Annotated in this window: 12 protein-coding genes; 7 read left to right on the forward strand and 5 right to left on the reverse strand. The window is 70.1% G+C overall.

All coding sequences use genetic code 11. The annotated features are described in order from the left end of the window. The first annotated feature begins 296 nt into the window (after positions 1-296). Positions 297-1,097, forward strand: a complete 801-nt coding sequence (locus ACFPP6_RS09795; RefSeq protein ID WP_382039152.1) for a hypothetical protein — start codon at positions 297-299, stop codon at positions 1,095-1,097. A 96-nt stretch (positions 1,098-1,193) separates the two neighbouring features. On the opposite strand, the gene ACFPP6_RS09800 is transcribed toward ACFPP6_RS09795, so the two are convergent. Continuing rightward, positions 1,194-1,901, reverse strand: coding sequence for an SDR family NAD(P)-dependent oxidoreductase (locus ACFPP6_RS09800; RefSeq protein ID WP_382039153.1), 708 nt, complete (start codon positions 1,899-1,901; stop codon positions 1,194-1,196). Between the two features lie 131 nt (positions 1,902-2,032). Here ACFPP6_RS09800 and ACFPP6_RS09805 point away from each other — a divergent pair, with 131 nt between their 5' ends. Further along, positions 2,033-3,025 carry a LysR family transcriptional regulator gene (locus ACFPP6_RS09805; protein WP_382039155.1) on the forward strand — a complete coding sequence of 331 codons (993 nt, stop codon included), beginning with the start codon at positions 2,033-2,035 and terminating at the stop codon, positions 3,023-3,025. Here ACFPP6_RS09805 and ACFPP6_RS09810 read toward each other — a convergent pair. Both ACFPP6_RS09810 and ACFPP6_RS09815 read right to left on the reverse strand, forming a co-directional pair. Continuing rightward, the gene (locus tag ACFPP6_RS09810; RefSeq protein ID WP_382039157.1) at positions 2,952-4,535 is read right to left on the reverse strand and encodes a TROVE domain-containing protein; all 1,584 of its coding nucleotides are present in this window, start codon (positions 4,533-4,535) and stop codon (positions 2,952-2,954) included. The two genes, ACFPP6_RS09805 and ACFPP6_RS09810, sit on opposite strands and share 74 nt — an antisense overlap. Before the next feature lie 454 nt (positions 4,536-4,989). After that, the gene (locus tag ACFPP6_RS09815; protein WP_382039159.1) at positions 4,990-5,595 is read right to left on the reverse strand and encodes a TetR/AcrR family transcriptional regulator; all 606 of its coding nucleotides are present in this window, start codon (positions 5,593-5,595) and stop codon (positions 4,990-4,992) included. 238 nt (positions 5,596-5,833) lie between these two features. Between ACFPP6_RS09815 and ACFPP6_RS09820 the strand changes: the two genes are divergently transcribed. The 3 genes from ACFPP6_RS09820 to ACFPP6_RS09830 all read left to right on the forward strand — a co-directional run bounded on the left by ACFPP6_RS09820 (position 5,834) and on the right by ACFPP6_RS09830 (position 8,573). Continuing rightward, complete coding sequence (locus ACFPP6_RS09820) at positions 5,834-7,003, forward strand: FAD-dependent oxidoreductase (protein WP_382039161.1); 1,170 nt, start codon at positions 5,834-5,836, stop codon at positions 7,001-7,003. Between the two features lie 325 nt (positions 7,004-7,328). After that, positions 7,329-7,655 (forward strand): hypothetical protein, encoded by a 327-nt coding sequence (locus ACFPP6_RS09825; protein WP_382039163.1) that lies wholly within the window; start codon positions 7,329-7,331, stop codon positions 7,653-7,655. 108 nt (positions 7,656-7,763) lie between these two features. Further along, positions 7,764-8,573 (forward strand): hypothetical protein, encoded by an 810-nt coding sequence (locus ACFPP6_RS09830; protein ID WP_382039165.1) that lies wholly within the window; start codon positions 7,764-7,766, stop codon positions 8,571-8,573. Between the two features lie 73 nt (positions 8,574-8,646). On the opposite strand, the gene ACFPP6_RS09835 is transcribed toward ACFPP6_RS09830, so the two are convergent. Together ACFPP6_RS09835 and ACFPP6_RS09840 are read right to left on the reverse strand one after the other, a co-directional pair. Continuing rightward, positions 8,647-8,967, reverse strand: a complete 321-nt coding sequence (locus tag ACFPP6_RS09835; protein WP_382039251.1) for a GatB/YqeY domain-containing protein — start codon at positions 8,965-8,967, stop codon at positions 8,647-8,649. A 168-nt stretch (positions 8,968-9,135) separates the two neighbouring features. After that, positions 9,136-10,071, reverse strand: a complete 936-nt coding sequence (locus ACFPP6_RS09840) for a lysozyme (RefSeq protein ID WP_382039167.1) — start codon at positions 10,069-10,071, stop codon at positions 9,136-9,138. A 791-nt stretch (positions 10,072-10,862) separates the two neighbouring features. Here ACFPP6_RS09840 and ACFPP6_RS09845 point away from each other — a divergent pair. After that, positions 10,863-11,507, forward strand: a complete 645-nt coding sequence (locus tag ACFPP6_RS09845) for a DNA alkylation repair protein (RefSeq protein ID WP_382039253.1) — start codon at positions 10,863-10,865, stop codon at positions 11,505-11,507. 159 nt (positions 11,508-11,666) lie between these two features. After that, a complete protein-coding gene (locus ACFPP6_RS09850; RefSeq protein WP_382039168.1) occupies positions 11,667-12,215 on the forward strand; it encodes a hypothetical protein in 549 nt (182 codons plus the stop codon). Positions 12,216-12,638 lie beyond the last annotated feature (423 nt).

Below are 12,638 nucleotides of genomic sequence, written 5' to 3' on the forward strand. Positions count from 1 at the left end.
CGCCGGAGCCCTAGCCTCCTGACCCGGGAGGTCCTCATGAACAAAGCGATCGGCCGACGGATCGGCGCAGCTGCAGCCATCACGGTGTGTCTGATGTGCTGCGCTGCCTGCGCCGACGAAGAGGAACCCGAGCGGGAGGAGACGACGTCCTCCCCTGCCGCTCCCACGACGAGCGACGGTTCCATCCCGACGCCACTCCCGGAACCGAATGGCACCGGAAACGGCCGGACGACTCCCCTCGTACCGACGGTGCCGCCAGGTACCACACCTCCGGCACAACCCGGCCCAGCGGCCACGTGACCGAATCCGGCGGAGATCGTCAGTCCCCGGTTTCCGGGAAATCCACCGACGACCCGGCGGCTGTGGCCAAGGCGCTGGTCGGTCAGGCGTCGTTCATCGCGGCGCTCATGTTCTATCTGGGGGCGGTGTACACCAGCAGCTACTACGGCTACTTCCACCTGTCGGCCTTCCGCCTGGGAATCGGGTTCCCCGCGTTCGTCATCCAGAGCCTGAACCTGCTCACGCTGCCGGTCGTGGTGACCGGCAGCGTGGTTCTGATCGTCGCGGGACTCAGAGTCCCCCCGAGCCCGTTCGCACGGTTCCTGTCAGCCGCGCTGACCACGGCTGCACGGTTTCACCTGGTCGTACTGGCCGCCGGGCTGGTGCTGCACCTGCTGTGGCGGCACGTTCAACCGTACGGCTGGGCCGCGCCCGTCACCCTCGCGGCGGGGCTCCTGCTGGGCCTCAGAAACTCGGAGAACGACGAACAGCCGCGCAAGGTCCGTCACAGGGCCGTGCCCCTGATCGCCGCCGGCCTGCTCCTCCTGTGGGCGGTCACGCTGGGCGCCGCGTATCAAGGCCGGCACCAGGCCCGGGTGCACGCGCGGCACGTGGGGCAGTGGACGGGCGTTCTCGCGCTGAGCAGCAAGCGCCTCAGCCTGCACGGCGTGCGCGAGGAAGACCTCGGTGCCGGGCTCCGCCACCGCTACCGGTACACCGGCCTGCGGCGGCTCGTCGAAGGCTCGGACGGCTACTACCGTCGTGCCTCGGGGATGGAGGGCGGGCAGAGACCCGGTCTACGTGATCCCCAAGAGTGACGAGACGTGGATCGGCTTCATGCGGTGAAGGGAGGGGGCGTCATGGCCCGCGGGACGAGGGGGGCCGGTCGCGGCGTCCGCCAAGACACGGCCTGCCTACCAAGGCACGGCCTGCCCCTGATGGTCGACAAAGTGGAGACCAGGCACCCCGCGGTGGCTCTCGATCGTCGCCGCCACCCCTGGAATGCTCTCCTCCACGCTGAGATCGGCGTCGGGTCCCCCGAGTTCGGTGCGCACCCAGCCCGGGTCCATGAGCAGCAGCGTCCGCTTGTCCTCGGCATGGCGGGCGGCGTAGCTGCGCATCAGCTGGTTCAGTGCGGACTTGCTGGCTCGGTACAGGTCCTGCCCTCCGTCGGTGTTCAGAGAGACGCTGCCCTGGTCGGAGGACATGATGCCGATGGTCCCGGTCGGTGCGACCAGCGGGCGGAGGGACTCCACGACATGCATCGGGCTGAGTGCGTTGGTGATCATGACCTCGGTGAACATGTCCGTCGGGACCTCGCCGATCGGGACATCGCCGCGCGTGATGGCGGCGTTGACGAAGAGCAGGTCGAGGGTGCGCCCTGCCAGTCGGTCGCGCAGTGCCGATATCTGCTCCGGCTCGGTCATCTCCAGCGACTCGATGGCCAGCCGCCCTCCGGACGCTTCGGCAAGGTCGTGGAGGCCGGTGCGCCGGCTGCCGCGGACCGTGCCGATGACGTTCCAGCCCCGGCGAAGGTACTCGGCTGCGAGGCCGAGGCCCAGGGTCCGGGAGGCCCCGACGATGAGGGCGGTCTTACGGGTGTCGGTGTCGGTGTCGGTCATGTGATTCCTATCGTGGGTGAGGATGCCAGGACCGTCGTCGGAGTGGTGGTGACGACCACTCATGATTCGAGTCTCCGAGTGATCCATCCGGGCGTCCAATACTCTTCCGACCACATTGATACCGTTAGGGCATGGATCTGGATTCAGATTTAGATTTGGATCTGCGCAAGCTCCGCTATTTCGTCGTGGTGGCCGACCATCGGCACTTCGGCCGGGCGGCCCAGGCGCTGTTCATCGCGCAGCCGGTCCTCAGCCGGCAGATCCGCGCGTTCGAGCAGGAGCTGGGATGCCGGCTGTTCACGCGGACCACGCGCAGCGTTGAGCTGACCCCCGCGGGGCAGCAGTTGTACGACGAGGCGCGAAGGATCACCACGGTGGTGGCCGCGGCGCTGCGGCGCGTGCACGAGGCCGAGCGGGGCGCGCAGCGGCTCGTCATCGCCTTCTCGCCCGGCCTGCACGTGTCGGATGCGATCCGGGCGTTCACGGCGAACCACCCGAAGGTCGAGATCGACGTCTTCCCGCTCCGCTGGTGGGAGCAGGACGCGCCGCTGCGCGACGGCCGCGCGCACGTCGGATACCTCCGGCGCCCCTTCGACGATTCGGGGCTGCGCACCGTCCCCATCGGTCACGAGACCAAGGTCGCGTGCCTACCCGTGACGCATCCGCTGGCCGGCCGGCACGCACTCACGTCGGCCGATCTCGACGGTGAGCCGATCCTCGACGTCAGGACGCGGCGGACGTCCTCACTGGAGGAGAAGTTCGAGCTCATCGCCTCCGGGCAGGGCATCGCACTCGTCCCCCTCAGGGTCGCAGGCTCGTACTCCCGCCCCGACCTGGTCTACCTGCCCGTCACCGATGCCCTGCCCGTGGAGACCTGCCTGGCGGTACCGGAGAGCAACTGCTCGGGCCCCGTACGGGACTTCCTGGACATCGCCACCGCGACGCTGCGCCGGCGCTCCGGCGATGCGGAGGTGGAGGAGCCGGGAGCCACGAACCCGGCGCCCGCACCCCCGCCCTCCCCCGCACCCGCACCCGCGCCTGCGCCTGCGGTCAGTGCTCCCAAGGCCAGTTGGCGTCCCGGCCGTCCTCCAGCAGCGGCACCATCCGGAATGCCGCGTCGGTGAGCCCGCCGAAGGTGTGCCGGTTGCCGGATCCCGACGGGCCGTGGCCGGGCCGGTAACCGGCGAGGTTCCAGGTGTAGACCGGGATGTGGGCCGGGACCTGCTCGGTCGGGTCGCCCGCGTGGTGATGGCCGGCCTGTTCGTCGGTGACGATCAGGACCCGGTCGTGGCCGCGGTAGTGCCGGCGCACCGCCTCGGTGGTGTCGGTGCCGCCGAGGCTCCCGAACCGCTCGAGCACCTTGAGGACCGACTCACCCCGGCGGTAGGCCACGGGCGCGCTGGTGGTGCCGAACTCAACGAGATCGGCGTCGGCCGCGCGAATGGCCACGGCCGTGCCGAAAATGGCCGCGGCGTCCGCGCGGTTGAGCTGGGAACGGTCGGACAGTGGGGACCACATGGAGCCGGAGCGGTCGACCAGGACCAGGGTCCGGCCGGGCAGCCGGGGCACGTTCTCGAGCGAGTGGCCCAGGGCCTGCTCCAGCGGGTAGGCCCAGCGAAGCGAGGGCGCGTGCTGGTGGGCGGCCAGGTACCGGAAGGGGAACTGCCGGGACCGCGCGACCTCTTCCGGGTCGGCTATCCGGGCGGCCACCTGCTGGGCGACCTCGTCGGACACACCGGCCTCGTCGAAGTTCCGCAGGTTGCGGACCAGGGCCATCGTGCCCATGGAGGGAATGACGGCCTCCCACGCCGCCGCGTCCATCGGACCCTGCAGCCAACCGGCCAGCGTCTCCCAGGTCATGCCCGCCGCGGCGAGCCGCTCGGCGCCGTCGGAGCCGGTGACCACGGCCCGCCGCTCCTCCACGGGCACGGCCATCAGCGCACGGTGCGCGGTCAGAGTGCGGTCCGAGACGGGCGGGACGGCGGTGTCCGGGTTGTGGCGGCGATCCAGGGCGTACTGGAACAGCGCGCCCTGCCACGGCTTGTCCGGGTCGGGCGTGGGGTGGACGAGGTTGAGGACGTCGCCGAAGCGGTAGCCCTTGGAAGCGGTGTCGTACTTCAGGAGGTTGCGGCCCGTGTACAGGCGCTTGACCGCGTCGGCGATGCCCCGCTTGACGGGCTTCGGGACGTTCCGGCCGTAGGCGGAGGTCCAGTAGGCCAGCATCTCGCCGGGCTCGTCGGCGCGGCGCAGGACGGAGTCGACGACCTGGCGGTTGGTGGGACCGTCTGTGGCGTCGGCGTCGAGGCGCGCCTTGACGTACTCGGCGGCGCCGACGAGGGAGGCGGTGCGCATCCGGCCGTCGCCGCGCAGCCACCGAAGGAGGCCGGCGGTCCAGGCCGGGTCCTCGACGGCGAGCTTGCGTACGAGCGTGGCGAACCGGTCGTCACGGCTCGTACCGCTCTCGTGGTAGGTCTGCTGGGAGACGAAGTTGGCGACCGCGAGCAGGAACAGCTCGGAGCGGTCGTCCCGCGTGTGCCCCTTGCCGCCGAGGTGCGTGCGGGTGTGCCGCCCGGTCGTGGTCACGGGCGAGACGGGCCCGGCCGCCTTGGGAGCACGGGTGTTGAAACGTGCCATGTGAATTCCCCCGAATTCGTCGGGGAAGCACGGCACAAGGGCGTCCGAGATCACGAGGTCGGCGACGGTACAGACAGCTGCTCTTCCTGGCTGAGCTACACCAGCCCGTGGCTGGGACGGGATTCGAACCCGCGACCGGCTGTTCCAGAAGTAACCGTCACCTGCGCACCGGACGCCCCGGTGCCGCGCCTCCCGAGTTCAAAAGTGGCCACGGCATGGGATTCGATCACAACGAAGTAGCCATGGCCCGCGCACCGGGAGGTGCTGAAGCTTGGTGTCCAGAGTTCAAGGCGGCGGAACCGACAAGGTGCTCTGCCTCTGAGCTACGCCGGCGTGTGTGCCGGCGGCGGGATTCGAACCCGCGACCTCCCGATTAAGAGTCGAAGTAGGTCCCGCCTTCGCACCTGGACACCGATCACTCTAGGAGTACGGACGTCCAGGGCGCCAAGGGTTTTCAGGTCCGGCAAGCAGGGTGGTCTTCCTCGCGTGCCAGGGGGGTGGAGGCCCAGCCGTGTTCCAGGAGGGTGAACAAGTCGCGCATGGTCCGGGCCGGGTCGTCGCCGGCGGCGGCGATGCCGGGGGCTTCCAGGGCGAAGCGTGCCAGGCCGGTGACGGCGGGGGCTTCCGGGGGGAGCCCGGTGGCTTCGGCGAGGGTGGCGGCCAGTGTCTTCTCGTGGCGCGCCCACATGCGCCGGGCGTAGTCCCGCAGCGCGGGGGTGGATTCGACGAGGACGAACATGGGGTCGTCGGTCCGCACGGCGGTACGGGTGCGCACCATGTGGTCGCCGAGGGCGTGCAGCACGGACTGGCCGGGAGCCCGGTCGCGAACGGCGGCGACCAAGGCGCTCTCGATGTCCTCGTCCAGGTCGAAGACGAGGGCTTCCTTACTGGGGAAGTGCTTGAAGAGCGTGCTCAGCGAGACGTCGGCCGCCTCTGCCACCTCGCGCACACCGACGTTGTCGAAGCCGCGCTCGGTGAACAGCCGCAGTGCGGCATCCGCCAGCGCCTGCCTGGTCCGGGCCTTCTTGCGCTCGCGGCGTCCTGTCGTTGTCTCGGCCATGCACCCACCCTACCCGCTTGAAGTGACTCGATCACAAAGGCGAGCGGATAGAAAGTCGGAGCGGTTGTACTTTTGGAGCTGCTGTGCTTCTGTGGGCGAGCGCCCCTCGACCGGCACCCAGGCGCCGGAAGCCCGGGATGCGCCCCACACCGGGGCGACTGATCCGCCATGCCCGAAACAGGGCGTCACCACGAAGACGCCAGCACTCTCTTCAACCGCCGAACGGAGCGTGACCCCCATGTCCACCACTCCTCGCATCGCAATCGCCGGCGCCGGCCTCGGCGGCCTCGTCTGCGCGCGCGTCCTGCAGCAGCACGGCGTGCCTGTCACGGTCTACGAAGGTGAGACCCACCCTCACTCCCGCTCGCAGGGCGGCTCTCTCGACATCGACGAAGACACCGGCCAGGCAGCCCTGCGCGCGGCCGGTCTGTTCGAACAGTTCCTCGCCCTGTCCCGGCCCGAGAGCCAGGAGTGGCGCCTGTACGACCGTCACGCTTCCCTGATGCGCCACGACCAGGCCGGCGAGGGCGACCTGAGCAGGCCCGAGATCGACCGCGGTCAGCTGCGCGCGCTCCTGCTGGACTCCCTCACCCCGGGCACGGTCCGCTGGGGCCACCCCGTAACGGCCGTCACCCCGCTCCCCCACGGCGCCGCTCGCCTGCACCACCACGACCGCGCCTCCGAGGACTTCGACCTGGTCGTCGGCGCCGATGGCGCCTGGTCCCGGGTGCGCCCCGCGCTGTCCGACGCCCAACCCTCCTACACCGGGATCACCATGGTGGAATCCCACTTCGACGACGTCGACCACCGCCACCCCGGCATCGCCCGCCTCGTCGGCCGCGGCACCATGACGGCCAAGGCGGGCCGCCGCAGCCTGGTGCTGCAGCGCAACAGCAACGGACACGTCCGCGCCTACACCACCTTCCGCGGCCCGCAGGACTGGCACGCCGGCCTCGACCTCGCGGACGCCGAAGCCGTACGCGAGCGCCTCCTCGCCCAGTACCAGGGCTGGCACGAGAGCCTGCTGGACATCCTGCGCGAGAACGAGGGCGGTTTCATCAACCGGCCCATGTTCGTCCTTCCCGTTCCCCACTCCTGGCAGCGCGTCCCCGGCATCACTCTGCTCGGCGACGCCGCCCACCTGATGCCGCCCGTCGGCGTCGGCGCCAACCTCGCCCTGCTCGACGGCGCCGAACTCGCCCGGGCCGTCCTTGACCACTCCACCATCGAGGAGGCCCTCGACGCCTACGAGAGCGTCATGCTGCCCCGCGCCACCGACAACGCCAGGACCGCCCAGCAGATGCTCGCCACTCTCATGCCCGACACCGAATCCGACGAGGCCGTCTTCCCCGACTCCCTCTGGCCTTCCAGCACTCGCCCTGACGCGCGCCCCGCTCCCACCGGCTGAGCCCGGGCCGGACCGACCGGGATCCACGCTCGAACATATGTCACCTTTCATGATGAATCGATTCTCCTTTGTACAGTCTCTTCTTGGCGTGCTCGCACCCAAAACGGACCAGGCGCACATAGAGGAGTAGATATGCGCACATGGAGGACGGCAGTCGCCGCCGCGTCGATGGCAGTCCTGGCGTTCATCGGCGGCACCTCACCCGCCGCGGCAAGAGGAGCAGCCGACGATCCGTCCGCTCCGGCCACCGTGCCGGGGGGGACGCGACGCCGACGGCGGCAGCGTCGATGCGGGCAAGTCCGGTTCGGATGCCGACGCGTCCGCGGTGATCCGCTGTCAGGGCCAGGTACAGCGCCCGCACAACTCCACCCACGTGCCCGGCACCATCAACGTCGTCGTGACGGTCTCGTGCTCGGCACCCGTGCCACAGATCACCACCCGCGCGGCCCTGTACAAGAACGGGCATCTCGTCCATCAGTCGACGCTGAGGACGCAGACGAACACCCGTAGCGCCCAGAACAACGCGGCCGTGAGGTGCAGCCCCGGCAATTACCGAGGCTGGATGTACTTCAAGGTCGTCTTCCCGCCCGGTTACCGCCCGCCGACCGCCTCCGCCAACGCTCTCGGCCAGGAGGTTGCCCTGAACTGCTGAAGCTGCTGAAGCTGCTGAAGCCGCAGCAGCTTCCGAAGCTGCTGAACCACGGCCGCCGGAAGGACGGCATCGTGTTGCCGAGGGGCGCCACCGGGGAAGGATCACGGTGTGCGCCCCACCCCTGCCCGGATCCTGCGCCGACGAGTGGCACAGCTCGACGCGGCGGCGGACCTCACCGTCGACACGGAAGCCCGGCTGCGCCATTTCACCTCCGTCATGACGGGGTGGACCGAACCCGAGATGACGGCCTTGGCGGGCGGTCCGGCCGCCCTTGCCCCGTCCGAGGTGGAGGAGGCGGACGAGTTGGCCGACAGCTGCCTGCTGCTGGGCCGGCTCGCCCGGGACCAGGAGTGCCTCGTCCGGGGGCCGCTCGACCGGACGCGACAGCACTGGATCGGCACCAGCCCGCACGAGCTGATGCCCCACCGGCGGCCCGCCCCGGACCGGGAGCACTTCACCGCGCCCGGCGGGGATCCCGGTCCGCCCAGCACGAAGCCCTTCCGCCTGGGGCTCTACACGTCCACGGCGCGGCGTGACGGGCCGGGCATGTGGCGGATGTATCTCGACCTGGGATCGAGCCTCCACCCCCGGCCGTGGCAGACCTGGGAGCTGCCGGTCACCGACCCCGCCGCCGATGTCCTCGGCATCGGCGGCGCGAGCGACTGGGCGGCATTCGTCGGACGCTACCCGCTGGTCCGCGGCGACGACGTCTACCCCGACTGGGCAAAGGCCGCCCGGGACTTCGCGGGGGTGCACATGACCCTGCGCGCGATCGTCGCGGCCCAGGGGTTCCGCGTCCCGGTGGCGGACGGCCTGGCCGCGGCGCCCTTCTGGGACATCGAGTCAGTGCTGTGGCTGCGCTGGTGCTTCTCCGCCCCGCGCCTGGTGGAGATCACCCCACCCGACGCCCCACCGTAACGGCTGCGACGGGAGTCGGATCCGACCCGGCCTGGCCGTGCAAGGCATACGGCGCCGGCGCCGACGCCGCGCACTATCCGGTGACGGGACCCTCCAGGAACCGAAGCAGCACGGCAGCCTCCGCGCGTAGTTGTGCAGCTCGGTCAGCATGGGCCGGCGCGGTCAACTGTGCCGCCACCTCCAGTCGCTCGGCGGCCTCGGCGCGCACGACATCGACCATGCTGCGCTCGCTCAGCTCACGCCGCGGTGCTTCGGTGGCGCCGGGACCGACCGGCGCATGCTCAAGGGCCACGCCGCGGAGCTCGGCCTCGTCCACGGGCACCGCCTCGGCGTTGTCCAGCGCGGCAAGTGTCGCGCGCAGGGCACTCACCGCGGCCTTGTCGCGGGCGCGCATCGCTTCCGGCAGTGCTTGACGCATACGAAGACGTACAGACATGCCGATGACCCTATGGGCCTACCTCTGGGCCGACAACGCGATATGCGTGCAGCCGCTTGATGAGTGAAGGACGCGGGGCTTGGCACCGAGGCGCCAGGACCCGCCGTCCTTCACTCCGAAGCCCGGTCAGTCGTAGGCGAGCGCCTCGAGCCTGTCGTACGAGCCGTTGAAACGGTCGTGGTCGCCGACGGTGGGGCCGGTGTTCGTGTGCTGCCAGAAGGTGTAGAAGCCCCAGCCGTTCGGAAGCTCACCGGAGGAGGAGCCGTAGCGCGGTACCCACAGCGGGTTGTACTTGCCGAATCCGCCGTAGTTGCCGGTGCACTTCTTCCACCAGGCGGTCGAGGTGTAGATCACCGCGTCGCGCCCGGTGTGGTCGCGGTAGGCGTCGAGGAAGTCCTCGATCCAGTCGATCATCCGGCCCGCGCTCAGGCCGTAGCAGGTGCTGCCGTAGGGGTTGTACTCCATGTCGAGCACGCCCGGCAGCGTCCAGCCGTCGTCCGTCCAGCCGCCGCCGTGGCGGACGAAGTAGTCGGCCTGTGCGCCGCCGCCGGAGTTGTTCGGCAGCGCGAAGTGGTACGCGCCCCGGATCATGCCCGCGTCGTACGGGCCGTTGTACTGCTGGGCGAAGTAGGGGTTGGTGTAGCTGGTGCCCTCGGTCGCCTTGGCGTAGGCGAATCTGACACCGCTGTTCCAGAGCTTGGACCAGGCGACGTTGCCGTTGTGGCTGCTGACGTCCACGCCGTTGACCGTTGCGCTTACCGAGGCGCTCGCCGGCGGCCCTGCTGCGGGGCCCGCCGGGGGGCCCGCCATAGGGAGGCCGGGCGGCGAGGGGTCGGGCAGCGAGGAGCCTTTGGCCGCCGGGCCTCGTTCGCCCTCGTGGGCGCGGATGGTCGAGCCCATCCAGTCCTGCTCGGGGTGGGTCGGCCGGTCGTCGATTCGGGCGACCGCGGCGGCGGTTCCGGGGAGAGTGACGAGCAGGGTGAATACGGTCAGCAGGGAGAGGAGGATGGCCGCCGCCGTGGGGGGATGCGGGCGGCCCTGGCCGGAGTGGTGCTCGGGCATGAGGTGCCTCCGAGGCCATGGTGGGGGGAGGGTGCGGAGAAATTCAACGGTCACCGCATTGGTATGACCATCCCTTCTATCCGGCTGTGGCTCACGGGCACGGACACAGGTACGGGCACGGACACGGGCACGGACACGGACACGGGCACGGACACGGGCACGGACACGGGCACGGACACGGGCACGGACACGGGCACGGGCACGCTGAGCAGGTCGAACATGAGGGCCCCCGACCACTTCGGTCCGGCCACGACGATCGCCTCCTCCGGCATTCGGCGCCACGCTGTACTGCCACGCTCACACCCGGGCCCCGGCGGCGCACGAGGTGGCAGGCAGCCGGATGACCCCATGAGGTACATCTATACCGGTATGAACCGGTACGGCGCGTGAGCGGGCGCAGTGACCGGGACTGCCGTCGATTCCGGCGCCTGCCCTCATACCGTGGGTCCGGGCCGGGCCGCACCAGCAACAAGTCGGCACCCGTGCTTGCCCCGTGCAGCTCACAAGGCCATCGGCCTACTGCTGTGCCATGCCCGTCGCCTCATGCCGCTCCCGAGGAACAGGGCGCGTAGACAGAGGTCCGACGACGGAACGGTTTCCTGCGCCATGTGGGTGACGCGGCGATCGCGATCTCCGACCGTGGACGGACCACAGCGCGCCCCGCTGTGTCGCCGGTACCGAGGCGTCGTCGGCGCCGGCGTGCACGGCAGGAGGCCGGCTCCCGCCGTAGGCTGAATCACTCACGCGATGGGCAGGAGGCTGAGGTGGCCGAGACGGCGTTGGCGGAGGTGATGGCCGAGCTGGCCGAGCTCGAGGACCCGAAGACGCGCAAGGTGAACGAGAAACACGGTGACGACCATGGTGTGAACCTCAGCAAGTTGCGCGCGCTCGCGAAGCGGCTCAAGACGCAGCAGGACCTCGCGTACCGGCTCTGGGAGACGGGTGATTCGGCGGCAAGACTGCTGGCGACCCTGATCTGCCGCCCGAAGGCGTTCGAACGTGACGAGCTGGACGTCATGTTGCGCGAGGCGCGCACACCCAAGGTGCACGACTGGCTCGTGAACTACGTGGTGAAGAAGAACCCGCACTCGGAAGCGCTGCGCCTGGCCTGGTCCGCCGATCCGGATCCGGTGGTCGCGAGTGCCGGCTGGGCGCTGACCACCGAACGCGTGACGAAGAATCCCGACGGCCTCGACCTCGCAGGACTTCTCGACGTCATCGATGCGGAGATGAAAGACGCCCCGGATCGCCTGCAGTGGGCGATGAACCACTGCCTGGCTCAGATCGGGATCGAGCACGCCGAGCACCGCGCCCGTGCAATCGACATCGGTGAGCGCCTGGGAGTACTCAAGGACTACCCGACTTCCCCGGGCTGCACGTCTCCGTTCGCGCCCGTCTGGATCACCGAGATGGTGCGCCGACAGCACGACAAGTAGGAGACGAGCAGGGGTGAGCGGAGGTGAGCAAGAGGGTGCGCGCGGCACCCCCCGGTGGCGCAATCAGGCCCTCTGGCGCACCTGCGTGCCCCGCCCCACCCTGAGAGCAGCAGCTCCATAGAGCAGCAGCTCCATCGGTCGGGACATCCGGGAGGGCACATGCTGTACGTCTTCGGTTTCGAGCGGATCGGCGTAGTGGCGAGCGACATGTACTTCGTGGATCCCGACCCGATCCCGGGGCAGGAGGGCGCCGAACGGGGAGTGCGCCTGGAAGTACGCGTCCTGCGGCCCGGAGACCTGCCGGGAGGCATCTACGCGTCGCGGCCCGTCGTGGTCGACCGCCCGCTGTGGCGGGCCGACCTCCTGGAGTCCGTGGCGGGCCCGTCCGGCAGCCTGGACCGGGCGCACCACCACCCTAAGTTCGACGGCTGGGAGCCCGGCGGGCGCGTCTTCGTCGAGGAACTCTCCGCCGCACCGCTGGACTGGGTGGCCGGCAGGCTGGCGGACCTCGACACCCTCCTGGCGGAGGCCGACGTCCCGGCCTCCGAGGCGGGCCCGGACGACGCCGCCGACCTCCGCAACGCCGTCCCCGACATCATGGCGGCGGTACGGAGGCTGCTCGACGGCGTGGCCAAGGGAGAGCTGGCCCGTCCGCCTGCCGGCCAGGCCGAGGAGGACATCGCGAACGCCCGCGTCAGCTGGTTGTGACGGTCTGCACCGTCTGCACGGACGCGCCGGGCGTCGTCGGCCGATCCATTCCGATCCGAGCGGGTTCGGCTGACCGGCCATACGCACTGGCTTGCTCCGGCGAATGCGCTCAGGAGGCCCGTTGCGTCCGTTGCGCCCGCCGCGCCCGCTGCCGGCCGGGTGTGAGCAGCCGTGGGGCGTGCCCTCGGGGGTGGGTCGGGGCGTGAATGTGCAGGCACGCGCCCATGGCGGGTATCCGGGGTGCGCCCCCTGCCTCGCGACGGAGGCGCCACGCGGTCGTCTCCGTCGTCGGGAGGAATGACCGACGCACCCGCCTCATCCAAGGGTGCACCTGCGAATCGATACACAGCATGAGGATCCGGTAATTACCGGTCGGGATGATGGCATTACCTGCAAAACGCCCCTGTGTCCCCCTTTCGGGCA

The sequence above is a fragment of the Streptomyces aureoversilis genome (genome assembly GCF_042657885.1).
Taxonomy (GTDB): domain Bacteria; phylum Actinomycetota; class Actinomycetes; order Streptomycetales; family Streptomycetaceae; genus Streptomyces; species Streptomyces aureoversilis.

What these genes read in the sequence shown, in the direction of transcription:
- ACFPP6_RS09800 (WP_382039153.1), bottom strand. Translation starts at nt 1,901, where the DNA reads ATGACCGACACCGACACCGACACCCGTAAGACCGCCCTCATCGTCGGG.
- ACFPP6_RS09805 (WP_382039155.1), top strand. Translation starts at nt 2,033, where the DNA reads ATGGATCTGGATTCAGATTTAGATTTGGATCTGCGCAAGCTCCGCTAT.
- ACFPP6_RS09810 (WP_382039157.1), bottom strand. Translation starts at nt 4,535, where the DNA reads ATGGCACGTTTCAACACCCGTGCTCCCAAGGCGGCCGGGCCCGTCTCG.
- ACFPP6_RS09815 (WP_382039159.1), bottom strand. Translation starts at nt 5,595, where the DNA reads ATGGCCGAGACAACGACAGGACGCCGCGAGCGCAAGAAGGCCCGGACC.
- ACFPP6_RS09820 (WP_382039161.1), top strand. Translation starts at nt 5,834, where the DNA reads ATGTCCACCACTCCTCGCATCGCAATCGCCGGCGCCGGCCTCGGCGGC.
- ACFPP6_RS09835 (WP_382039251.1), bottom strand. Translation starts at nt 8,967, where the DNA reads ATGCGCGCCCGCGACAAGGCCGCGGTGAGTGCCCTGCGCGCGACACTT.
- ACFPP6_RS09840 (WP_382039167.1), bottom strand. Translation starts at nt 10,071, where the DNA reads ATGCCCGAGCACCACTCCGGCCAGGGCCGCCCGCATCCCCCCACGGCG.
- ACFPP6_RS09845 (WP_382039253.1), top strand. Translation starts at nt 10,863, where the DNA reads ATGGCCGAGCTGGCCGAGCTCGAGGACCCGAAGACGCGCAAGGTGAAC.
- ACFPP6_RS09850 (WP_382039168.1), top strand. Translation starts at nt 11,667, where the DNA reads ATGCTGTACGTCTTCGGTTTCGAGCGGATCGGCGTAGTGGCGAGCGAC.